Source organism: Marinococcus sp. LNSP9103-4 (assembly GCF_056034345.1).
In genome coordinates, this window is sequence record NZ_JBQLIA010000015.1 from 1 (window position 1) to 23,374 (window position 23,374).

The following is a 23,374-nucleotide window of genomic DNA, read 5'->3' on the forward strand; positions in this document are numbered from 1 at the left end:
CGACCACAGCCCGGTGGAATTCCGGACGGTGGCCGCATAGGTGTTTTTTCTTGTCTCATTTCGCTGGGTCAGTTCAGAACGATGCAGCTTTTTATTTTTATACCCGGGTTTCGTGCAGAAAAACACCCTTAAGCGTCGCTGAAGGCTTTTTCGCGTTTTTGTTCATGCTTGTATAAAGACGGGGAAGCTGGAGCTGTCTCTTTTTCCATGTGCCCGTCTTCTTCGAGCTCTTCCATAAGGGTGTTGAAGGCACCACGCTGCCCGGCCGTTTCGGAGATAGCACGGAGGTAGCTGAAGCACTGGTTCTGGTCATAATCGAACGTCATCTTGCCTTCAAAGTTCCGGGCGATGCTTTCGGCATAATGCCAGCACACGCCTGCTGCTTCGCCCTCAAGAGAATCCGCTAACAGATGAAGAGACTCAAGCACGCGATTGGTAATTTTAATATCCTTTTTAGCGGCCTCTGCAATAGGAGAAAAGGCAGCGTACACATAATAGGCGAAAGTACTTTCCTTCATCACGACCCTTACCTCGTCCTTAGCATCAACGAGATACGGTCTGTGGACGGCAGTACCGGAAATGGCTCTGATTAAATCAGCGAGCTGATAAATAGCATCCTCCGCGGTGGAGGGCTCATTGTTTCCGATAGCTTTTAAGGCAATTTCCGTTAATTTCCGTACACTGAAATTCATATCCTGCATCTCTGTTTTTTTATGGCCGATAAACAAAAACTGCAGATACGTCTGTTCATTTACAGGAGTGTCCGGCGTCTCGTCGTAACGCTGATAGGAAAACAGCGTATCACCTTCTAGCAGGTAATCGCCGACCCTTCGTTCAAGATACACGACCAGACCGTCCTTCTCCGCCTGCGTGATCAGCCCTTTAAAATCGACGAGCTGCAAAAATCCTCCAGAGGAACTGACAATGGAATAAACCGGTGAATCCTGAGGGAGACGGTATTCCTTTTCCGGAAACGGGCGGTGTTCTTGTAAATCCTGTTCATTTGTAGCAGTAATGGTTTTCTGCGAGCGTTCATTCAGATTATTGGTGAGATTAGCGACCTGCATCCATTTGGCAGCATGATTAATAAATAAAATAAAATTGATTGCAGATATTGAAGCGGCAGTAATCCCGAGCACCGGAAAAATAACATATTCATTAATAGAAGAATTCAGCATAAAAAAGCCTATAAGAATATAAAAATAAGATAAAGTAAAAATACCAATGGCGTGCAGCGTCCGGCGGTCCGCAATAAAGCTAAACAAAATGCGTGGCGTGAACTGGCCGGAAAAGCTGGTTAAAACGATTAAAATCATATTAAATGTAAATGCATGGATCATTAACACGCCGTAGGCAAGCGTACTGTAAATCATTTCTGTTAATGCGTAATCGGCGGTGAAAAAAGAACCCATAGGCAGTGCCGGCTGAAGACCGAACTCAATACCGTAGGCAGCAAAAGCTGCCACTACTGCAAGCAAAATGTAGATCATTGGCAGCGGCCATAAGCTTGAACGGAGTTCATACCACCGCTGATTTTTGGACATGCTTTGTATTTTTTTGATGAATTTAGGCGTGAAGCGTTGCATGGCTGCCTCCTTTCTTTTCAGTCGTAGTGAAATTTAAAGCTATTCGGTCCGTGGGTAGGCATTTAATGCGGCCAGCTGGCTGTTCCGGACAACCCGAACTTCACAGGCTGCCCTGGCAGCTACGGTCCGCGATCTCCTGCCGCGCAAGAGGCGCTCGAAAGCAGGCCCTCCGGTTTCTCCTATGAGAATCAAATCGGCGCTGTACGTAAGACAGAGGTGACGGGCCAGTCGTTTTTCCGGAACGCCGGCATCAACCACTGTCTCCACATCCGTAACGCCTTTAAGCTCCGCCTCTTCTTTGTAAGTTTGAAGATGATAAGCGGCCTTTTCTTTTAAGTGGCGGACGCCTTTAGGGTCGATGCGCTCCAGGTTCGCATACCGGTGTTCGTCGAAAACAAAAGCAAGTACTAAAGATGCTTTGTGTTCAAGAGCCATAGCGCAGGCTTCCTCAAAAGCATCGTAGGAAGGGGTTTCCAGGATATCCAGACCAACCAGTATCCGCTTGTAACGGCTCATAGCATTCTTCCTTTCTATAGACGAATTTTGACAATAAAAAAAGCCAGAAAAAGAAAAGTCTCTTTTTCTGGCTTATGTTCAAGGGCTTTATTATCCCAACATTGCTGCCATCATCGAATATTTGGTGAATCAATATTGTTTTTGGTATTTCGGAAAGAAAGAAAAGCAAAGCGGGAGTCGGCGGCGGTAGAAAAGGCTCTGCTTTTATAGAAATCAGAACCTCTTGGGAAAAGAAAACCGTCTCATAAAAAAACCACAAAGGAGGAAACCCTCTTTTGTGGCTTATGCTTTAGCTTTATATCTAAGCATTACTGCCGTATCGATTTATTTTAATGAAATAACCAAATAAGATCTTATCATAATATTAATATAACCGGAAGTGGAAAGGTTAAAACATCTTTTTAGACAGTGGTATTGCTTGCAGATAAATGCGTCGAGCAGGTACACTGTCAAAGAAGAGATCACGGTTGGGGGAGTTTATCATAAAACTATCTTGGAAAAAAGCAGGAATAATTGCAGGAACGAGCCTTCTCATTATACCAGGCGTGCTCGCGCTGCTGCACTTCTTTACGCCGTTCAGCCTGGGAAAGAACACGACGGAGGACGGCATTGTACTGAAAGAGCCAAAGGAAGCGACAGAAGATGTTTCCGGTATACATACAGAAGTAAGCACCCATATACAGCAGTCTCACAGGTATTGGAACGAACGTACCGGCTACGGAGCCATTGATAATGCGACGGCGGACGACTTCGGTGATATCAGCATTCGAATTGAAGATACTGAGGAAGTACTAAACAAAATCGAAGACCCGGAGCTGCGTAAGGATTTCAATAATGCTATTCGCTGGCAGCGGGTGATTGAAGAAAACCCTGAAAAGGAAAGCGTTCAGGAGGCAGCCCGCTGGACGCACCGCATTTATCATGACCTGGATGAATACGTTAACGATTATGACGAGGCCCCGTTGTTCGGCGCTACTCATTTTGACAATGGAAGCATTTCCGAAAGCGATAAAGTACTTGAACAGGTGAACCGTATTTCCGAAGATTGAAGACAAAAAGAAGGATGCCGTGTCAGGCGTCCTTCTTTTTGCTTATCGGAAAAGGAGTTTAATTCAGGTTTCGATTGGTCCATTCGCGGGGAAAATTTTTTCAATGGGCATTTATCTAAATTCGGAAATTGTCACTAAAGGCATAAATAAATTTTTGGGTACAGTATTTAAGAATGAAATGTATAATAATATAGTTTGTTTTTATTCTCACTTAGGAGGATTTTACGCGTATGGATTACAGCCATGAAGAGCTTGTGCATCGTTTAGAAGAAAAAGCATCTCTTGTGAATGAGGGAAGCGCAGAATTAGTCGCAAAAGGTATACCATTTTTAGAAGATAAAGAAGGTCTTGATCCAAGAGTGAAACAATTTCTGGAGCAGGAATCTGAGCCAGGACTGAGACGTCCAATGACGCACGATGACCTTGAAATTATTCGAAGCCGCAAAGAAAAAGAGAATCGGGACTTGAGCTCGAATATTCGTACAGAAACAAAGCTTGTTTCTTTAGAAGGCCGTGACTTAGAGCTGAAAGTATATAACCGGTCAAATAACACGAAACCGATGCTCGTTTATTTTCACGGCGGAGGCTTCTTTGAACGTGACGAGAGAGTAATGGACAATATATGCAAACTGCTGGCTGAAAAGGCGGAGGCTGTAGTAGTCGCAGTCGAATACCGGCTCGCACCGGAGCACAAATATGCAGAAGGGCTGAATGACTGCTTCGACAGCGTGCGCTATATATGTGACCATCGTGATGAATTCGGTGCAGATACGGAGCGTGTTGGTCTGGTGGGCGACAGTGTCGGAGCGAATCTGGCGCTTGGCGTCTATCATTTAAGTCGTGAAAAATCCTGGAAGATTTGCTATATGAGCTTATTGGCTCCTTTATTGGATTTATCCGATGTGTCCGGCGGAACCCGGAAAATGGAACAGTACAATCCAGGCGCAGATAGAGAGCTTGTACGCCAGGAGCTTGTGACCATGCGGGAGTCGCTTTCATTTATTCAGTCGCTGTATGTCACAGACCTTGAAGAGCTCGATCAGCCACTTGTATCCCCGTTGCGTAATAAAGAAAATGTTACTTATCCTCCGATGATGATTGTGACGGCTGAATTTGATTTTCTTCGGACGCAGGGAGAGGAATTCATGAGAAAGCTCCAGAAACAGGAGAGCTCAGTACGCTATATTGAATATAAAGGGATGGCTCATACGTTTTTAAAGAAGCTGGGCTATTACCCACAGGCTGCCGATTCCATTCGGGAAACGGCTGTTCACTTCCGGGAAATGCTTCAAAACAATACGCAAAGCAATTAAAAAATAGGGCCGGCAGCCAAGCCGGCCCTATTTTTTAATCGTTATTGACTACGGGCAGCGGGACTGTGGAAAAACTTGCGGCAAAATCCACTAAAATATTCTCGTATTCAGGGATGGAGCTCGTGTAAACAAGTTCATTGTCTCCATGCCAGTTGTAGCCGACAGGCCCGAATTCAACAGCCGGAATGCCGTAAACCGTAAAGTACTGTCCATCCGATGATCCGTGCTGACCGAAAATATTCACCTTCTCGAGCTGGGTATGGCGGGTGATGGAATCGGATAACGCTTTAACATAAGGATTATCAACTTCCGTATTTACGGGGTCGTTGCAGATATGCACAGACACTTCATCATCGGATAGACTGTTAATCTGCTGTAAAATATCCTCCGGCAGCTGGTCCGGCAGGTAACGGATATCAAGCGAAAATTCGCATTTGGACGGAACCTTGTTGTAAACGGTGCCGGCCTGGATTTTGGCCAGGTTAATAGAAGGCTGGGCGTATAACTCTGAGCGCTCCTTGGAAAAAGGGAGCTGCTTAATGCGCTCATAGAGCGCAAATGCTTTTTCGATCGCGTTCTCTCCTTCCCAGGGACGGCTTCCATGTGTGGAGGAGCCGGTGACAGTAATATCCAGCTGCAGAACACCTTTGGACTGAATAGCGATCCCCAGGCCGGTAGGCTCTCCGCAGATAACAAAGTCTCCCTTATGGCCGGTATCAACTAAATAACCGGTACCGTTACGGCCGCCGGTTTCCTCATCGGGAACAATTTGCAGCTGTACTTTGCAGCCCGCCGGAATTTTTTTCAGGCGTACCATCGCAGACATCATAGCCGCAAGCCCGGCTTTCATGTCTGCCGAACCGCGGCCGTAAAGCTTCGCGTCTTTTTCGTAGGGAGCAAACTGCTCTTCTTTGCCTTTGACGACGTCCAGGTGCCCGTTAAAAATCAGGGTTTGACTTCCGCTTCCGACTTCGCATACGAGCATGGAATGCCCGTTATTTTCATGCTTTTGGACCGCAAGGCCCCGGTCTTCCATCCACTTTTTGCAAAATTCCATTGCTTCATTAACGCCGGACAGACTCGACGTATTATAGCTGATTAATGCTTTTAAAAGAGGAATCGTTTCATTCACTCTGAGCCTCCTCGCGAAAATTTGTTATTATATTGAAAAAAGGTGGGATTGTTCACACGGTAGATGAGGTCTCATCCGGTGCTGTATGAATTCCTTTGTTTTTATCAATTTTTACGACCCGGTCAAACCGTGCAAGCTCGATGTTTTCTTTGTCATTCAGCCATTCCGGATGAAGCTCTTTGCCTGCGGCCAACGCGATGTAGGCTGAAGGAATATTTGCTCCGGCAGCGTGGGAGAGGGCGTATCCGCCTCCAAATCTTGGATTAATATCAATCACATAGTAGTCGTGGCCATCATAAAACACATCAGTATTAATGTAGCCGATATGCTTCAAGTTTTCTCCAATCTTTCTGCCTACTTCCATCAGTGCTTCGTCTTTTACTGATATCGCTTTATCCACGTCGCCTCCGCGCATTTCGAGCTGTTTCAGGGCCAGAGTGGTTAAATAATTTCCTTCCAAGTCATTAACGATGTCAACACTGTATTTTTCTCCATCCACGACCTGCTGAATCACGATGTTGTCTTCGGGGTCATGAATGGAATCATCAGCGATCGGACTGTTTTTGACCGCATCTACCGCCTGCTTGTAGGCAAACTGCATATCTTCAACAGAGGATACAATGTTAATGCCGACCGAAGCCGAGCCGTTGCGCGGTTTAACAATCAGCGGCCAGGTCACCTTCTGGTTTTCAATTCCTTTCGCTGCTTCCTCCACCGTCAGGTAGGAAATTGGCGCCGCGACACCGAATCTGCCAAGGAGTTCCCGATATTGATGCTTGTCTCTCATCGCCTGTACGGTGGAAACTTCGGGTGTAAAAACTCTTACTCCCAACTGCTCAAGTTCATGACGGGATTGGGCAAATTTGGTGATTTCCCAGTCGTTTAATGGAATGAGCATTTTAATTCCTTCATCTTCACAGATCGAAAGGATCGTGTCCAGGTAGTTTTCATCCGTCTGGTGCGGCGTAACATAGGATCTGTCTGCCTGCTGGATCGCTGGGGCTCCAGGGTCCGGATCAGTGACAATGACTGTCCCTTCAATATTTAAGCCGTTCATCGCCTCCTGGAAAAACTGAACAAAATCTATTCGGCGTGCTGCCGAGGTTAATAATATATTCATGGCGGAACCTCCATTTTTAGATATATAGTTTACAGCCTTAACAGCTAATAAAATTTCTGCCGGCAGCGTGTAAAGAAAAATTATTGTTTTTCTAACTTTTTCCATAAGCATAAAAAAGAGCCGAAAAGGCACTGGTACCTTTCCGGCTCATGTTTTGCTTTATTTCAAAACATTGCTGCCACCAATAATGAGTGTTTGACTAATGTCACTTATACCTTATTCATTTCCGCCCTAAACGTTTCGTTTTATAGAAGAGCTCATAAACCGGACTGAAGAACCAATATACCTGCGGACTATCTCTTTTTTTCCGGCTCCAATGCCAGTACCATATAGCCTTTATCTGCACGAAAATTCCAATCGGTGAAAACGTCTGTGATTTTTCTCTGCAGCACGGGCTCCATATGTTCTTCCTGAAACAGCCGCCGTTCCATTGGCCGTTTGGCAATTTTCAGCTGCTCTTCAAAGCCCGCGTGAATGAGTTCTTTCTCAATTTCGACGAACACACCAGAGCGGTAAACGATAACTGAGCGTTCATCAATCCAATAAGCCTTCGTGTAGTCGGGCTCTTTTTGGCCTTTAATACTCAGATTCACGATCTTTCTTTCAAAGGCCTTTTGACTGAGTTCTCCCGGCCACGGCATCTTTTTTGGCGGTTCTTCATCCATTATGGCCCAGATCATACCGCTGTGTTCTTTTAAATTCCAGTCAAAGTACCATTCTTTAATTGTTCCATTTATCATATCTTCAATATCTGTCTGAATTCGGGGACAAAATTCAGACATAATAAATTCTCTTGATTTCGCAATACGCTGTTCTTCATTTTGCTGCAATAAAATATTTTCCATAGGTCCTAAAAAATCTTTCACATACATAATTAAAAATGGCCGCTTAAATGAAACATGAATATTGATTGGGCCTTTTCCAAAATGATCCCTCAACGCTTTGCCGGTGTAGGCTGCAATCATTTGGGCTTCAGTTTGTTGATATTCCATAAAGTCTCCTTTTTTAAGAAGCGGGGTTTTTCTTAACTGATTACTATTATACTATCAAATGAGCTTTTTATATACAGAGTTTCTATTTATTGAGACTAAAAGGCTACAACCAGAGGCCTTTTAAAATTTTGTATGTAAGAAAATACCTTTGTTTACCCGTTAATTATCATTTTGTTAAACAAAAAAATTGAAAAGTGTAAAATTTGTATGAGGAGCAGGTTAGTTCCAAAAAAATCGTTAAATTGATTCATTTTAATCCACAGGGCCACGGTTTTAATCGTTCTCTTTTACTTTGAAGGGGGAGGAGCGTATCATAATAGATGGAAGGCACATAGAATGGTGGCTTCTCCATAGAAAAAGCTCTTCCTACGCCGGCAGGAAGGGTTTTTTATGTTTTATGGGGGACTGAAGAGAATGATTTCCGGGACCATTTATAAAAGACGCTGCTTCTTATTTGATATGCTGAAAATAATACGTTTTGATTGTCGTCTGGAAAGGTAAACATAACACAGGCAATAACTAAATAGCATCGGCAGTAACAGACAGTTACAGCTGTTCTGTAAGCCAGGAAAAGATATGCTCTTTTTCTGGCTTTTTTATTGCTTAAAAAGCAGAAGCGGCCCCGTGGCGATCAATTAATAAACGAAAGGAGAGGGAGCATAGCGCCAGAAACCTGTTTCAGGAATTTTTATTATTTATCAGGCATCCAGTGCTTATGAAAGCTATCGTATTTAGAGAAAGGACGTACACATGTGAAAAAAATAAAGCCATACATCTCGGATTTGATGACCGAATTTAAAGAAGATAATGTGCCTTTACTTGCCGCCGCCCAGGCGTATTATTATATTCTTTCCATTTTTCCGCTGCTTATTTTCGCGTTGACGATTCTGCCGTTATTAAATTTGAATCCTAACTCCGTAGTCAGCTTTATAGGCACTGTCGCACCGTCGGATACTGCTTCGTTGTTTGAGGAAAATATTACAACCCTGGTACAGGAGCCGCGTGGTATTTTATTTGTAGTCAGTCTGCTCGGCGCACTCTGGTCCGCCTCCAATGGCATAAATGCGTTTATTAAATCCTCCAATGAAGCTTACGACGTAGAGGAGACACGCTCCTTTATCAAGGTACGTTTGATTGCCATTGCGCTCACGATCTGTATGATCCTGACCATCGTAGTGGCCCTGGTGCTTCCGATATTCGGGGATGTCCTGATTTCGATGATCAGCTCTGTTCTTGGTCTCCCGGCGCAGACAGAGATTTTATTTCAGGTGCTCCGTTGGGTGATTGCTGTGACCGTTATGACACTCATGCTTTTGCTGTTGTACCGGTTCGCGCCGAATCAAACTTTAAAGTGGAAGGAAATACTGGTAGGATCCATAACCGCTGCGCTTTTGTGGCAGATCGTATCACTCGGCTTTTCCTTTTACGTCAGCAACTTTGGAAACTATTCGGCTACCTACGGCAGCCTCGGTGGTGTTATTATTCTGCTGCTCTGGTTTTTCCTGACTGGTCTCGTACTCATGATCGGAGCGGAGTTGAACGTGATTTTTCACCGCAGAAAAAATGGTACGGTACGAAAAAGCAGAGAGCAAAAAACTGCCCCAAGCAGGGAAACCAGCTCATGATTGCAAATGAATACTAAAAAAACGATCCCAATCGGGGTCGTTTTTTAGTATGAGACTGCATTTACTTTAAAATCCTGCTGTCCAGCCGCCGTCTGCGGTCAATACTGTGCCGTTGATAAAACCTGCATCATCAGAAGCTAAAAACAATGCTGCGTTCGCAATTTCTTCGGCCTGACCGACACGCGGAATAAGGGACTGGGTTTTCTGGGTCCGGGAAGCGCCGAATTCATTCATATCCTTCATTGTAGAGCCAATGTTGGTTTGTACTGCCCCTGGGGCGATGGCGTTGCAGCGAATGCCTTTGTCTGCATACATAAAGCCCGTATTTTTAGTCAGACCGACGACGGCATGCTTTGAAGCTGTATAGGCTGCTCCGGCATGAGCGCCGTTCAATCCGCCGGTCGAGGCGGTATTAATAATAACACCCCGTTCTTTTTCCAGGAAGATAGGAAGCGCGTAACGAATAGCACGCATGACGCTTTTCGTATTAATATCAAACAGCAGGTCCCACTTTTCGTCACTGATATCTCCGGCAGCCTCCATGCCGTCCATAATACCTGCGTTGTTGACCAGAATATCCAGAGTGTCGTAAACGCTGACGGCTGTATCAATCATATTTTGAATATCCTCAGTACTGGTTACATCCACTTCCACTGCCTGGGCGGTACCGCCGTTTGAAGTAATCGATGCCGCCACCTCCTCGGCTCCCTGCTTATTCACGTCTGCTACAATCACCTTTGCCCCTTCAGCAGCGAAGCGCTCAGCGATTGCTTTTCCCATTCCCGATGCGGCGCCAGTTACTATTGCCGTTTTTGCCTGTAATTTCATGACTTTACCCCCCCAATATTAATGTATTCGCTTACAAATTGATTGTTTATTCAACATCTGTTCAATAACTTGACTCTGTTTGTAGTATAATAGATGCAGGTCTTTAACTACAATCGTCAAAACAAGCATGTAATGTTGATTAGTAAACAAATGACGGTTTTTTTGTTAATAAATTTAAAATAAAAGAAGGGAGGAGGTGGCTTATGAAATCATTCTCTGAGACTACAGACCGAAGAGTGAAAAAATCAAAAAAAGCAATGCAGCAGTCTCTTCTGGAATGGATGGAGGAAAAGGCCTTTGCATCCATTACGGTTACAAATGTTGTGGAAAGGGCTGATGTTAACCGGGGAACGTTCTATAAACACTACGACTACAAAGAACAGCTCCTCGAAGAAATCATGGACGAGGTCACCGATGATTTAAAAGAAGCGTTCCGGAAGCCTTACAAAAATAAAGCAATGCTCGAGCTGCCAAAATTAACGGTGTCTTCAGTGAAAATATTCGAGCATGTACTGAAGCATAGGCGCTTTTACACTCTCGTCCTTACATCAAATACACTTGCGGGTTTCCAGCATAAATTAGCCTCCGTTCTCCAGGAGCTGGTTCTTGGGGACCTTTTACACGAGGCAGAAGATGACGGGATCGACCGGGCATTGCAGGCCGGCTATCATTCTCACGCCATTTTCGGAATGATTGTCGAATGGGTCCGCGGCGGATTTGAGCACCAGCCGGATTACATGTCTGAGCAGCTGTTATTAATACTCAGAAGTCGTCCGGCTGACATCGTTTTTAAAGCTTAAACCGAGCCCTGAAGTTCCTGTGGCTATGTTAATAGCGCGATAGCTGCCGGATTAAATCATTGACGAGATTTTCGAGCACAGCGATCCGTTTTTTCGTATGCATGACGGTCGGCACATGTGAAATCGCCGTTTTTAATGAAGTGGCCGCTTTAGAACCGGTAACGGTTACCGATTTAGGCACTCCCTGGAAGGTGTTCATACATAATTGATTAAACTTTTGCAGAAACTTTTGTGAAGCTTCTTCCTGGCTGGTCGCAATGTCGTGCGAGAGCACTATTTCTGATTTTTTATCGACAAACATACAGATCCACGGATGAATTGGAGTGCCGGCCGGAGAATTACCGAGGGTAAAGGAATCCACCTTGAATATCCCCCCATATAAATGAGTATTCCGCATAGGAAGCTTCTCTAAGGAAGAGTTATCCGGAATCTCGAAATATCCGGCAGCGGGTGGACCTTGACCGACGGTCTCGTCAGAAAACAATGGCTCCAGTCGCACATTATGAACTTTCTCGTAGGAATTTCGGAGTTCTCCCTCGTCGAAAACAGGAATCACATTCGTTTCTGCTCCGTTCAAGGCACGTGGATTTGATTCAAAATAGTCGAGCACCATCGGAACGAGCGGAAGTGCATGCAAAAAGACAAAAAGGTGGGGCGCTTGTAAAAACTGGGAACTCTTTCCAGGCGTCAACTGTCTGAATGTCGGCCAGCGATCATGGTCGTGGAAGGCGTAGCCGGTCTGAATGATCAACTGGTGATCGGGAGGCTCCAATTCCTCTATATAGTCAAATGAAAGAAACAGTGCTTCCAAATCATCGGCAGTCAACGAAGGATCGAAAAACTGTCTGTATAAAGCCCGTTCTCCTGTATCTCCGGTGTACAATGCCAACCCGTAGACCTCCTGTTCATCTCCGAGCACACTGGCAATAAAGCGTTCCCCGGTCTCCGGCAGGGTGAAACCGAAGAGATCGGCGGAGGCAATATTTCTCCATGGAGCTTCCCAATAGAATTCCCTTGCTTCATCAAACAGGTCTGCCCATTCTCCTAACGTGGCAAGGTCGTTCTCCTTTACGCCGGGAAGAGGAACAAACTTGTCCCAATCCGATTCATCCGAAGTGCCGAAATTTTCAACGAAGTAAAGCAGGTCGTTTAAGTAATGGCGGAACCGTGTTTCACTGAAATTCCCCTTTGGCGTCCGCCACACCTCGTCAGAAACTTCGGCACGGGGATTGGACTTTGTCACGTTTAAACATACAGGGGAAGGGGAGTCAGATTCGTCGTTTATGATTTGCTCGAGCAGAACCTCGTGCTCGTGGCCCTCTCCGAAATCGTATAAATAGGTAATCCTCTGCCCCTCTTTCCAGAGCCAGTCGAAGATCGTTTCGTTTCGTTCATCGAACACGCCTGGCTTTTCTTCGATATCCGGAAAGTCCATACTCGTAATTTCATATACTGCAGGCCGCTCCGGCGCCATTCGCTGCTTAACCTGCTGGTATGCCTCCTGGTCCATGGAGCGCGCACTTTTCATTGGTTCAAGAACCTCTTTTTCAAAACGTTTTATTTTGTCCCTGTATTCCTTGCGCTTAATATCACTGCTTTTCTTCAGACGAAAACTATGCAGGTGACTTTGCTCCCATAAAAAAGCTGTCTGAATTAAATTGTGCAGGTCGAAAAATGAAAACGAAGAAGGAAGTTCAAATCTTCTCCAGACGGGAGGTTTGGTGTCCAAAAGCCGTACCTTTAACTGTAGTTTCAATACAAGCACCTCCTAAAGGTTGTATCTCTAGATTAGCAGAAATAATTGTAGATAAGAAAAAGCTTTTCACGCGTGATACGATAGAAAAAATAGAATCACTCTGCACGCATTTTGCAAGCTGAAAGGAGCTTTAGCCTTGATCGTCTACGAAGCAAATAAACATGAATTTCTGGAAGATGTTTTTCACGATGAACTCGTTACCAATATATGCAGCAACTACACGTCCAAGGTAGGTAAAATCAACGAAGCAGAGGTGCGGTCCTGGGATAATTCGATGCAGTACATGTACCGGGTGCTGATGGATGACAGGATCCCGGACAATGCCGGTGTCGCGATTGAATTTAAAATTCCATATACATCGAAGCGGGTGGATTTTTTAATATCAGGCAAAAATAACAATGACCCCTCTATCGTTATTGTCGAGCTGAAGCAGTGGAGCAGGGCGGAAAAAATTGAGGGAAAAGAAGCGATCGTTAAAACGGCGATGGGCGGAGGGCTTGTGGAAACAACTCATCCTTCCTATCAGGCCTGGTCGTACGCCTCTCTTATTAAAGATTATAATGAAAATGTCCAAAAAGAACATATTGAGCTGCATCCGTGCGCGTATTTACATAACTATCTGTTACAGCCGGAAAATGAACCGCTCACCGACGACGTCTATACCTATTATGTAGAGCAGGCTCCTGTATTTGCAAAGGGAGGGGCCGGCGAGCTCCGCGCATTTATTAAACAATATCTGACGCACGGGGACAACAAAGAAAATATTTATAAAATCGAAAAAGGGAAAATCCGGCCGTCGAAATCGCTGCAGGATACGTTGAACAGCATGCTCGCAGGAAATGATGAATTTCTGATGATTGATGACCAGAAGGTCGTATACGAAACAGCCCTCCAGCTCGCAGAAAAAGCGAAACGTACGGATACCAAGCAGGTGCTAGTAGTCGAAGGCGGGCCAGGCACGGGGAAATCAGTACTTGCGGTGAATCTGCTGGTGGAGTTGACGAATAGAAATCAAACTGTTCAGTATGTGACAAAAAATTCAGCGCCAAGAAATGTGTATGCCAATAAACTAAAGCAGGACTACCGCAAAACTCATATCGATAACTTGTTCAAGGGCTCAGGCAGCTATGTGGACCGGCCGAAGGATGAACTGGACGTGCTTGTCGTAGACGAAGCTCACCGCTTAAATGAAAAGTCCGGCTTGTTTCAAAATCTCGGTGAAAATCAGATGAAAGAAATCATTCATACGTCGAAGCTGGCGGTATTTTTTATGGATGAACACCAGCGGGTTACTTTAAAGGATGCGGGAACGACGAAGGAAATCGAAGCATTCACCGAGCAGGCAGGAGGCGTCCTGCATCGGATGAAGCTTGCCTCCCAGTTTCGCTGCAACGGCTCCGACGGCTACCTGGCCTGGGTGGACGATACGCTCGGCATCCGGGAAACAGCCAATGAGCATTTCATGGGAAAGGATTACGATTTCAGGGTGTTCAGCGAGCCAAATGAATTGTACGAAACGATTGCTGCATTAAATGAACAAAACAACAAGGCGAGGCTCGTGGCAGGCTACTGCTGGGAATGGCCAAAAAAGGAGAGGTCTTCTTCGGACTCGCACGACATTACACTTCCGGAGCACGGCTTTGGCATTAGCTGGAACCTCGATACCTCCAATACGTGGGCCATTGATGAAGGATCAGTTACAGAAGCGGGCTGCATTCACACATGTCAGGGACTCGAATTCGATTATGTGGGGGTCATTATCGGGGACGATCTCGTGTATCGGGACGGAGAAGTACAGACCGATTATACGAAACGGGCCAAAACGGATCAGTCGCTGCGCGGAATCAAAAAAATGATGAAGGAAGAGCCCGAAAAAGCCGGGAACCTTGCCGATGAAATCATCCGGAACACCTACCGGACGTTAATGACGAGAGGGCAGAAAGGATGCTTTATCTACTGCACGGATAAAGAGCTCGAGCAGTATTTTAAAGAAAGGCTTGCGCTCACGGAGCTTGAATACACGCCGGGCAGCTTTTTCAAAAAGGACCTGGAGGTAGCTGAAAATTATTCAAATTATGAATAACATTAAAAAATATCCCTTCGCCCTGATAAAAGGCAAGGGAATATTTTTATACTTTCAATGACCCGCGCTTTCTAATCCATTTAAATAGCCACCGAAGTATTGGGGGTACGGCTATAAAAATGAACAGAATGCGAAACAGCTGATAGCAGATGACAATTGAAATGTCCGCGTTCACTTCCCGGCCGATAATGCCCATCTGGTCCATGCCGCCGGGAGCAAGGCTTAATAGGGCAGTAGCGGGAGAAACATGGTGCATATGCTCCAAAATCAGACTGAGACTGAACGCCCCGGCGATTAGAACGACCCCGCCGGCTATGGTCAAGGCTCCTATCCTTGCTTTATGCTGAAGCTGTTCGGGCCGGAGCAGCAGACCGAAGTAAGTACCAATCAACAGCTGTGCCCCGTTCGTTACGACAACCGGGAGAGCCGGCGCCTGTAGGCCGATAAGCGTAACACCGATCATTACAAGCATAGGAGCGAGCATATAGGAGGTGGGCAGCCGTAGCTTCTGGCCGGTCCAGGCAGCGGCGAGGCAGAGGCCAAGAAACAGAAGAGCAGAAGGAAAAAGGTTGTCCCAGGAGGCCGCTGTTTGAACGGAGTTTCCTCGGGACGTCGCGCTTCCATCTGTAAATAGCGGGCTCACTGCAAGTACAGGAACTAAAAACATTATTAAAATAATCCGGGTCACCTGCATGAACGTTACGACCGTAATATCAATCTGCTTTTCTTCTTCCGCGAGAGTGACCATCTGGGAAAGACCTCCCGGAATGCTCCCGGTCAATGCCGTAGGCAGGGAAACCCCGGAAAGAGAGGCAAACCCGAAGGCCATTAATCCGGAAAACAAAAGAAGCAGCATGGTCAGTCCGATCATCATCGGCAGCTGGGAGCCGATCTGATAAAAGGTCTCCATCGTAAAAGCCAGGCCGATCGTATAGCCGACAATGATTAATCCGGTATTCCGAAGGGGCTGTGGCCAATACATCTGCATTTGCGGCAGCTTTGAAAGAAGTAATACAACTGCCATAGGCCCGAGCAGCCAGGGCACAGGAATAGTCAGCACGGAAAAGAAGAAGCCGCCAACGCAGGCAGCTGCTGCAGTAACAAAAAGGCGCAGCCACGCCGGCTGCACACGTTTAAAGTCATTAAACATACAAAGACCTTCTTTATTGATTAGTAGCGTAGATTAAAGTGATTGTAGCACAAAAGCAGAGAGGATAGGAAAGGGAAAAAGAGGGTAAGTGATACCTGCGATTTGACATGGTATGATAGAAAATAATGGAATTCATAAAAAAGGAGAAATTTGGTGTCAGAACAAAATAAAGAACTGGATTTTTACACGACAAAAAAATATCTGCGTAAGCAGACGCTGGCAACCATTCTTGATCAATTCGATGACCGGCTGATGAACCTGAACAAAACGCGCCGCAAGGCGAAATATGTCAAGATGAAGCAGGATCCCTACAGCTTCTTTCGGGGAAGTGCGTATTTGTTTTACTACGATGTAGTAAATATCCCGTTCCGGCATCATACACCAGAAGATAAGCCAACCTGGATTATGGGTGACATGCATATGGAGAATTTCAGTAGCTTTCAAAATGAAAACGGAGAAATTGTTTTTGATGTGGATGATTTTGATGAGGGATATCTTGGTTCTTATCTGTATGATGTACTCCGTATGGTGGTCAGCATCCGGCTGTTTGCGATGCAGCAGGAATTTGATGATGAGGAGCGGGACGCTTTTGTGCGGACGTATTTAAAAGCCTATCATAAACGTCTGAAAAAGTTTAAAAAAGGCAAAAAAGATCCTGTGAAAACGCAGTTTACTTCAAAAAACACAAAGCAGCCAATAAAAAAGACGCTCGAAAAGCTTGAGGACCGAAAAGCCACCCATGAGCTCGAAAAGCAGACTTTCATTAATGACAGCGGCGACCATGTATTTGAGAGAGAAAAGTCAAAACTGGATTCGGTAACCGACAAAGAGTATGAGGAAATAGTTAAAATCTGGGATCAATATTTAGGCAGTCTGGCAGAGGAAAGCTACCGGAGCGAAGAGCATTATGAAATCAAGGATATAGTGAAAAAGACCGGAGCCGGCATTGGTTCCACCGGCCTGAAGCGTTTTTACATTTTAATTGAAGGCGGAGAGGACCATGTTATTTTGGAAGCAAAAGAAGCACGGACGCCGATTCCAGCTTACTTTTTTCCGTATGAAGAAACGTTTTGGACCACAAATAAGCATCAGGGTAAACGGGTAATCAAAACCCAGCGGGCAATGCACCATCTGGCTGACCCTTATTTAGGCTACTTCACGCTGCAGCACCGCGACTACTACGTACGGGAACGGTCACCGTACGACAAAGATTTAAAAAGCAAGCATTTGGAGAAGCCGAAACGGATGCACCGTACGGTGAAAACCATGGGGAAAATATCAGCAAAAGTTCATGCCCGGGCAGATATTGATATTGCCCAGGGGCTACTTGATTATCACAGCGAAGATGAAATTTTAAAAGCCATTGGAGACAACGAAGAAATTTTTGTTGAGGAAATGGTTACATGGTCGAGGTTTTACAAAGAGCAGGTAGAGGAGGATTACGAGCTCTTTCTTGAATGGCTGAAGGAAAGCTTTTAATACTGGAAGCAGTAGGTGCTGGCGGGAAGCCGGCACCTTTTTCTATATATAATCAAGAAACTGAAGGACCTCTTCGCTTGTGTACTTATACAAAAGGTAGGTTGAAGCCTGCGGAAGGTCGAATTCCGGGGCGTCCACATGAAGGACCCTTCCTTCGGCAAGTTCCCTTCTTACTGCAGAACGAGGGAGAAAAGACACGCCAAGACCTTCTTCGATAAACCGTTTCGTTACGTGGCTCTGGGAAACCTCCATCGTCTGCAGAGCGGGGAAGCGTGCCCGCAGCTTTCGAAGCAGTATTTCCCAATAACCGGGGTGATTGTAGGTGAAAACGACATTTTTCGTCAGGACGTCTGTGCTGTCGAGGGGTGGAGCTGTTTCAGCATCACCTCCGTCATGAGGGGCGATTAAAAGCACTGGTTCCTGATGCAGCAGTTTCTGGTTCGTATCGCCTCCAGAAGCCGGGAGCAGCGAAAGGCCGATGTCGGCAGAGCCATCATGGAGACGGCGTTCAATGAGAGCTGATTCCTGAACGTCGATGACTACGTCAATGTGCGGATAGGTTTTTATAAACCTGCGTATAACCCGGGGAAGCATCGATACCGCAAAGAGCGGGGAAACGGCGATTGTCAGTGTGCGTGTCTTACCCTGCTGCCACTGCTCCATGTCCTCGAGTCCGGAATGATAACTTTTAAGAATAGCCTGGGCATGCGGAAGAAACCGGCGTCCGTCCGGACTCAGTGTGACCCGGCGGCCTTTGGAGACAAATAATTTAAATCCCAGCTGCTTTTCGAGATTTTGGATATGGATAGTTACCGCCGGCTGAGTAATAAAAAGAATTTCCGCCGCCTCACGGAAATTCTCATATAGAGCTGCGGTAGTGAACGTCTCCAGCCACTCTATTTTCATGATAGCCTCCTTTTTTAATAACATAATATTATTAATAATGAAGAATTTATTTAATGTTTATTATTATATACTTGCGCTAGACTTAATGTAACAATCATAAAGGAGGAAAATATAATGGAAGGAAAAGGACTGGAAAATGTAGTTGCTGCCGAAACTGCTGTAAGTATGGTCGACGGGGAAAAGGGGAGGCTCATTTACAGGGGTCGCCCCGCGGGAGACATAGCACTTGAATCTTCGTTTGAAGAAGCCGCTTATTTGCTGCTTGAAGGAGAAAAGCCTGATGAAGAGCAGCTGCAAGTATTTACAGACTCGCTGAAGAAAAAACGAAAGCTGCCGGAGCATATTTGTAAGATGATTGAGCAATTTCCTCATGACCTGAACATGATGAGTGTTCTCGAGGCTGCAGTGTCTGCGCTGGCAGAAAAGCCTTCATTGGAAGAACCACTGCGTGATCAGGCTGAAAGGCTGATTGCTGTGCTGCCAGTCATTATCGCCTATCGACATCGTTCGCTTCAGCAAAAAGAAATTGTGCAGGAGGACCCCGACCTTTCCCATACGGCGAATTATTTATATATGCTCCACGGGCAAAAGCCAGCAGAAGCAGAGATCCGGGCGCTCGAAGCGTATTTAATTTTAACGATGGAGCACGGCATGAATGCTTCCACCTTTACTTCTCGGGTGATTGCTTCTACAGAGTCCGATTTCTTTTCAGCTGCTGCCGGAGCAATTGGCGCCCTGCAAGGCCCGCTTCACGGAGGAGCACCGGGAGGGGTCATTGATATGCTTGAAGCTATAGGAGAGAAAGAAAACGCAGAAGTGTGGCTGCGGGCGAAAATAGAGTCCGGGGAGCGGCTGATGGGGTTCGGCCACCGGGTATATAAAACAACAGATCCGAGAGCAGAAGCGTTAAAGAAGATATGTGAAAACATTGCAGGTGAAAATGACTGGCTTGATACTGCGTATTATGTGGAACAAAAGGCGGTACAGCTGCTGGAGGAATACAAGCCGGGAAGAAAGCTTTATACTAATGTAGAATTCTATGCAGCCGCTGTTTTAAAAGCCGTCAAGCTTCCTAAAAGTTTATTCACTCCAACGTTCGCCCTTTCACGAAGTGTCGGCTGGAGTGCCCATATTGAAGAGCAGCGAAAAGATAACCGGATCATCCGGCCTCAGTCTGTGTATGTTGGCAAATAAATAAAAGGTAAAAAGCCGCTGAAAAGCGGTTTTTTATATGGTTGAGTATGAAAAAATTTTCATGAGAAACGTTTGAATTAGAAGACAATGGGTAATAATAATGATATTATAAGACTAAAGAACTATATAATTTATAATAAAGTACTAAGTATATTTTTTTATTGTTAAGAAAAGAATTGTACCGTTCGCAGTTTGTGGCTGAGGGGAGGGCTGGCTCTTGAGTGGACAAAATAAAGAAGTGCAGTTATATCATACAACGATCAAGTACGGTGTGTACGTTGCCTTTACTATTCATATGGTGTGGCTCTTAGGCTTTTGGTGGCTGCAATTTGAGACGATGGCTGCTGTGAATGTAATCAGCTGCCTTGCATATGTAATTGCCTATTATTTAATGAAAAAAAGAAAATATGTAACATGTTTTTTCCTCGTACTTACAGAAGTCATGGCCCATGCTGTTGTGGCTACGCTGGTACTTGGCTGGGGAACGGGCTTTCATTATTACATGATTGTTACTGCCTATGTTCTGTTCTTTTTTCCGCAGATTCGCGGGGTAAAGCCTATGGCTTTTGTAATTATTATAATTTTGTATATGGGATTATACAGAATTACTGCAGGCATGCCTCCTGTGGAAAATGATATTGTGGCTTTCGTTTTGCCGGAAGCAAATATAGTGGGTGCGCTTTGTATTATAGCGCTGCTCGGCTCGATTTTCCGTAATAATTTTGATCAAATGATCCAGAACTTATATCAAATGAACCGGCAGCTTGAACATATGGCCGCAACTGACGCACTCACAGGGCTTTTTACGAGGCGGAAGATGTATGAACTAATGTCTGGAAAAATGGAAAAGAACGATTCCTTTTATATCATGATGATCGACATTGATTGTTTTAAATCAATAAATGACCAATACGGGCATGCGGTAGGAGATGCAGCTATCATACATGTCTCGGAAGTTATTACGGCAAACCTCAAGAATACAGGCTTTGTCTCCCGCTGGGGCGGGGAGGAGTTTTTGGCAGCGGCAGACGTTTCAGGTGATGAAGAAGCAGAAAAGCTGGCAGAGACGGTAAAAGAGGAGATGAATATAAAAGCCCTGCACCACTGCGGAGAACCGGTGCCGGTAACGGTATCAATCGGGATAGCTAAATGGGAAAGAGGCCGGGATACTGAAGAGGTGATTAACGAGGCGGACCGTGCGTTATATAATGCGAAACAAAAAGGGCGGAACCGGACAACGATACATGAAGTGGTGGAAATCTAATAATAGCTCTTCGGCTAAAACAGCTGAAGAGTTTTTTTATGAAAAGGAAGCCGCATCAAAAAAAAGAGGGTATGATAAAGAAAAGATGAGCAAAGATTGTCATTTTCGGGAGAACTACAGCGAAAGGGGAGAAAAGAATGACCAGTGAAATTATGACCGGCAGGTATACCACGACAGGGGACCAGGAAGTGACTGTGTTTGTAATAGGAATGAGAATCAACAGATGGCGGGCGGTGCATAAATGGCTGCCGGTACTGCTCGCAATGCCCCCAATGATCAAGGAATTATCAATAAACAAAGAACTTGGCTGCATGGGCTTACAAAGCTATATTCAGTTGCCAGCAACGATGATGATCCAGTACTGGAATTCCGAAGAACAATTGCTGGCATACGCAAAGGCGCCGAAGCATCTGAAGGCGTGGCGGACGTTTAATAAAAGAACTAAAGGAAATGACGCAGTAGGGATTTACCACGAAACGTATATAGTGCCAAAAGGGGCATACGAATCGATTTATGTAAACATGCCGTCCTTTGGGCTCGGCAAAGCTCTTAGCACTGAGCCAGTAACCAAAGCGACCGGTACAGCCAAAGAACGATTGAACCGGACAGCCGGAAAATAACCAGGTGCACAAGGAGGAGAAAAAGTGGAAGAAGAGAGCCGCAGAACAGCAGGATGGTTGGTGATAGTATTACCTGCAGTTATTTACGGAGGCGTTAGTCTGCTTCAAATGATTGTTTCTAAGGATGCGGGTTATGTAGAGAATACGCTCCGGCAGGATTTCTTTCGTGCCGGACATGCGCACGCAGGAGTGCTTCTTATCCTTTCACTGGTCATACTTTTATATGTGGACTATACTTCCTATGGGCCAAAAACGAAACGCTTTGTACGCCACAGTATCCCGATGTCAGCCATACTGCTGCCAGCCGGTTTTTTCTTTTCAGTATTGGACCCACAAGCTACAGAGCCAAACGCATTTATATATGCTGCTTACGTCGGGGCAGTACTCCTTGCCCTCGGGCTAATATTGCTTGGAATCGGCTTAATAAAAAATAAAATTCCAGGCAGGGACTAGGACTAAACTCTTGTTATGACGTATAATAAATAACAGTATCATCCCTGTGCAGAACACTCAGGGTAACTTTGACAAAAAGTGAGCAGATTAAATGAAAAAACTATGGATAGCCCTGACGCTTCTTATTGCAGCGGGTATTACTGCCGGAGTATTAATTTTTTCGGAATGCACCCAGGCAGCCGCGAGCTCCTGTCTTTATGTAGCGACCGACGGGGACGACAGTAATGACGGCAGCAGATCGGCACCGCTGCAGACGTTGAACGCAGCTTCTGAACAGGCGGAGCCTGGAACAATCGTATATGTCAGAGGGGGCACGTACGAAGAACCGCTGGAGGTATCACAAAGCGGCAGCGCCTCGAATCCGGTTACGTTTGAGGCATATGAAGACGAAGAAGTAATTTTAAGCGGTGAAGAAATGGAAGATGAAGCAGGTATAACAGCAATGATCCGTATAGAAAACCAGAATCATATCACCATTCGTGGATTCACCATCCAGAATTTATCGACAGAACTTAGCAACGACACCCCAGTAGGCATTTTCGTTCATGACAGCGCCGAAGGAATTACGCTCGATAACAATCATATTCGCGGTATCGAAACAAACGCAGACAGCGGAAACGCTCACGGTATTGCAGTATACGGCCGGGAATCAATAACCGATGTCGAAATTATTAACAATACAGTGGAAAATCTTATACTCGGCTCAAGCGAAGCGGTTGTGCTAAATGGAAATGTAGAAGATTTTACGATTGCTTCGAATACAGTACGCCATAACGACAACATTGGAATTGACATGATCGGCTACGAGGAGGTCGGAGACGACCCGGATCTTGATTACACACGGAATGGAATAGTGGAAAACAACACCGTCTACGACAACTCTTCGTATGGCAATCCTGCGTATGGCGAGGGGGATGTTTATGCCGCAGGAGGCATTTATGTAGACGGCGGCAGCGACATTGATATTCAGAACAATACGGTATACAGGAATGACCTGGGTATTGAAGCAACCTCAGAGCAGGACGGGGAACAGGCGGACAATATCCGGATTACCGGGAACACCGTCTATGAAAACAACTTTACCGGTATCTCCATCGGCGGGTATGACGAAAAAAGAGGCGGGACAAAAGACAGCACGATTACAGAAAACATTATATACCGTAATGATACAAACGATTTGGACGGAGGACAGCTGCTGCTGCAGAATGATACGGAAAACAACAGGATTGAAAACAATATATTAACAGCAGGAAGCTCCCGGGTGTTTGTGGCTAATTACTTTGAAGATAACACGAATAACGAATTTGACCAGAATGTGTACCACCGGGAGAAGGGCAAGGAAGGCATCTGGATTTGGGAAAACGAGCAGGTATCGACGCTTAATGAATTTCAGTCCCTGATTGGCAGTAATAACGATTCCCGTTACGTGAATCCGCAGTATAAAAACGCCGCTAATTACAACTTTGAATTGTCGCAGGATTCCCCCGCACGTGATGTCATTGAATAAA

The 23,374-nt window shown here is 45.4% G+C and carries 21 protein-coding genes; 12 read left to right on the forward strand and 9 right to left on the reverse strand.

What is annotated here, in order from left to right; translation table 11 throughout:
• Positions 1 to 128: 128 nt before the first annotated feature.
• Together ACTRXG_RS10845 and ACTRXG_RS10850 are read right to left on the reverse strand one after the other, a co-directional pair.
• Entirely contained in the window at positions 129 to 1,586 is a 1,458-nt protein-coding gene (locus tag ACTRXG_RS10845) for a DUF2254 domain-containing protein (protein WP_474284937.1), read from the reverse strand.
• 39 nt (positions 1,587 to 1,625) lie between these two features.
• Complete coding sequence (locus ACTRXG_RS10850; protein ID WP_474284938.1) at positions 1,626 to 2,102, reverse strand: universal stress protein; 477 nt, start codon at positions 2,100 to 2,102, stop codon at positions 1,626 to 1,628.
• Between the two features lie 467 nt (positions 2,103 to 2,569).
• On the opposite strand from ACTRXG_RS10850, the gene ACTRXG_RS10855 reads away from it, so the two are divergent.
• Positions 2,570 to 3,151 (forward strand): hypothetical protein, encoded by a 582-nt coding sequence (locus tag ACTRXG_RS10855; protein ID WP_474284939.1) that lies wholly within the window; start codon positions 2,570 to 2,572, stop codon positions 3,149 to 3,151.
• Between the two features lie 230 nt (positions 3,152 to 3,381).
• On the forward strand, positions 3,382 to 4,464 hold the full coding sequence (locus ACTRXG_RS10860; RefSeq protein ID WP_474284941.1) for an alpha/beta hydrolase: 1,083 nt from the start codon (positions 3,382 to 3,384) through the stop codon (positions 4,462 to 4,464).
• Between the two features lie 34 nt (positions 4,465 to 4,498).
• Here ACTRXG_RS10860 and ACTRXG_RS10865 read toward each other — a convergent pair whose 3' ends face one another.
• The 3 genes from ACTRXG_RS10865 to ACTRXG_RS10875 form a co-directional block, all read right to left on the reverse strand.
• Positions 4,499 to 5,596, reverse strand: a complete 1,098-nt coding sequence (locus ACTRXG_RS10865; RefSeq protein ID WP_474284942.1) for a M20 family metallopeptidase — start codon at positions 5,594 to 5,596, stop codon at positions 4,499 to 4,501.
• Between the two features lie 52 nt (positions 5,597 to 5,648).
• Entirely contained in the window at positions 5,649 to 6,716 is a 1,068-nt protein-coding gene (locus ACTRXG_RS10870) for an ATP-grasp domain-containing protein (protein WP_474284943.1), read from the reverse strand.
• A gap of 293 nt (positions 6,717 to 7,009) precedes the next feature.
• Positions 7,010 to 7,708: a Na-translocating system protein MpsC family protein gene (locus ACTRXG_RS10875; protein ID WP_474284944.1), complete on the reverse strand. Its 699-nt coding sequence runs from the start codon at positions 7,706 to 7,708 to the stop codon at positions 7,010 to 7,012.
• A gap of 752 nt (positions 7,709 to 8,460) precedes the next feature.
• Between ACTRXG_RS10875 and ACTRXG_RS10880 the strand changes: the two genes are divergently transcribed.
• The gene (locus tag ACTRXG_RS10880) at positions 8,461 to 9,333 is read left to right on the forward strand and encodes a YihY/virulence factor BrkB family protein (RefSeq protein ID WP_474284945.1); all 873 of its coding nucleotides are present in this window, start codon (positions 8,461 to 8,463) and stop codon (positions 9,331 to 9,333) included.
• A gap of 66 nt (positions 9,334 to 9,399) precedes the next feature.
• On the opposite strand, the gene ACTRXG_RS10885 is transcribed toward ACTRXG_RS10880, so the two are convergent.
• Positions 9,400 to 10,161, reverse strand: coding sequence for an SDR family oxidoreductase (locus tag ACTRXG_RS10885; protein WP_474284946.1), 762 nt, complete (start codon positions 10,159 to 10,161; stop codon positions 9,400 to 9,402).
• 203 nt (positions 10,162 to 10,364) lie between these two features.
• Here ACTRXG_RS10885 and ACTRXG_RS10890 point away from each other — a divergent pair, with 203 nt between their 5' ends.
• Positions 10,365 to 10,961: a TetR/AcrR family transcriptional regulator gene (locus ACTRXG_RS10890; protein WP_474284947.1), complete on the forward strand. Its 597-nt coding sequence runs from the start codon at positions 10,365 to 10,367 to the stop codon at positions 10,959 to 10,961.
• 28 nt (positions 10,962 to 10,989) lie between these two features.
• Here the strand turns inward: ACTRXG_RS10890 and ACTRXG_RS10895 are convergent, their stop codons facing one another.
• On the reverse strand, positions 10,990 to 12,717 hold the full coding sequence (locus tag ACTRXG_RS10895; RefSeq protein WP_474284948.1) for a plasmid pRiA4b ORF-3 family protein: 1,728 nt from the start codon (positions 12,715 to 12,717) through the stop codon (positions 10,990 to 10,992).
• A gap of 136 nt (positions 12,718 to 12,853) precedes the next feature.
• On the opposite strand from ACTRXG_RS10895, the gene ACTRXG_RS10900 reads away from it, so the two are divergent.
• Positions 12,854 to 14,800, forward strand: a complete 1,947-nt coding sequence (locus ACTRXG_RS10900) for a DNA/RNA helicase domain-containing protein (protein WP_474284949.1) — start codon at positions 12,854 to 12,856, stop codon at positions 14,798 to 14,800.
• A 46-nt stretch (positions 14,801 to 14,846) separates the two neighbouring features.
• Here the strand turns inward: ACTRXG_RS10900 and ACTRXG_RS10905 are convergent, their stop codons facing one another.
• A complete protein-coding gene (locus ACTRXG_RS10905; protein ID WP_474284950.1) occupies positions 14,847 to 15,950 on the reverse strand; it encodes an AbrB family transcriptional regulator in 1,104 nt (367 codons plus the stop codon).
• 153 nt (positions 15,951 to 16,103) lie between these two features.
• Between ACTRXG_RS10905 and ACTRXG_RS10910 the strand changes: the two genes are divergently transcribed.
• Positions 16,104 to 17,429, forward strand: a complete 1,326-nt coding sequence (locus ACTRXG_RS10910) for a DUF2252 domain-containing protein (protein WP_474284951.1) — start codon at positions 16,104 to 16,106, stop codon at positions 17,427 to 17,429.
• A gap of 42 nt (positions 17,430 to 17,471) precedes the next feature.
• Here the strand turns inward: ACTRXG_RS10910 and ACTRXG_RS10915 are convergent, their stop codons facing one another.
• Complete coding sequence (locus tag ACTRXG_RS10915; protein WP_474284952.1) at positions 17,472 to 18,335, reverse strand: LysR family transcriptional regulator; 864 nt, start codon at positions 18,333 to 18,335, stop codon at positions 17,472 to 17,474.
• A gap of 114 nt (positions 18,336 to 18,449) precedes the next feature.
• On the opposite strand from ACTRXG_RS10915, the gene ACTRXG_RS10920 reads away from it, so the two are divergent.
• The 6 genes from ACTRXG_RS10920 to ACTRXG_RS10945 all read left to right on the forward strand — a co-directional run bounded on the left by ACTRXG_RS10920 (position 18,450) and on the right by ACTRXG_RS10945 (position 23,373).
• Positions 18,450 to 19,529, forward strand: a complete 1,080-nt coding sequence (locus tag ACTRXG_RS10920; protein ID WP_474284953.1) for a citrate synthase — start codon at positions 18,450 to 18,452, stop codon at positions 19,527 to 19,529.
• A 217-nt stretch (positions 19,530 to 19,746) separates the two neighbouring features.
• Positions 19,747 to 20,793 carry a GGDEF domain-containing protein gene (locus tag ACTRXG_RS10925; protein WP_474284954.1) on the forward strand — a complete coding sequence of 349 codons (1,047 nt, stop codon included), beginning with the start codon at positions 19,747 to 19,749 and terminating at the stop codon, positions 20,791 to 20,793.
• Positions 20,774 to 20,941, forward strand: a complete 168-nt coding sequence (locus tag ACTRXG_RS10930; RefSeq protein ID WP_474284955.1) for a hypothetical protein — start codon at positions 20,774 to 20,776, stop codon at positions 20,939 to 20,941. The genes ACTRXG_RS10925 and ACTRXG_RS10930 overlap by 20 nt, the downstream gene beginning before the upstream one ends.
• Positions 20,931 to 21,413 (forward strand): DUF4188 domain-containing protein, encoded by a 483-nt coding sequence (locus ACTRXG_RS10935; protein ID WP_474284956.1) that lies wholly within the window; start codon positions 20,931 to 20,933, stop codon positions 21,411 to 21,413. The genes ACTRXG_RS10930 and ACTRXG_RS10935 overlap by 11 nt, the downstream gene beginning before the upstream one ends.
• Before the next feature lie 24 nt (positions 21,414 to 21,437).
• A complete protein-coding gene (locus ACTRXG_RS10940; protein WP_474284957.1) occupies positions 21,438 to 21,866 on the forward strand; it encodes a hypothetical protein in 429 nt (142 codons plus the stop codon).
• A 91-nt stretch (positions 21,867 to 21,957) separates the two neighbouring features.
• Complete coding sequence (locus ACTRXG_RS10945; protein ID WP_474284958.1) at positions 21,958 to 23,373, forward strand: right-handed parallel beta-helix repeat-containing protein; 1,416 nt, start codon at positions 21,958 to 21,960, stop codon at positions 23,371 to 23,373.
• Position 23,374: the final 1 nt, after the last annotated feature.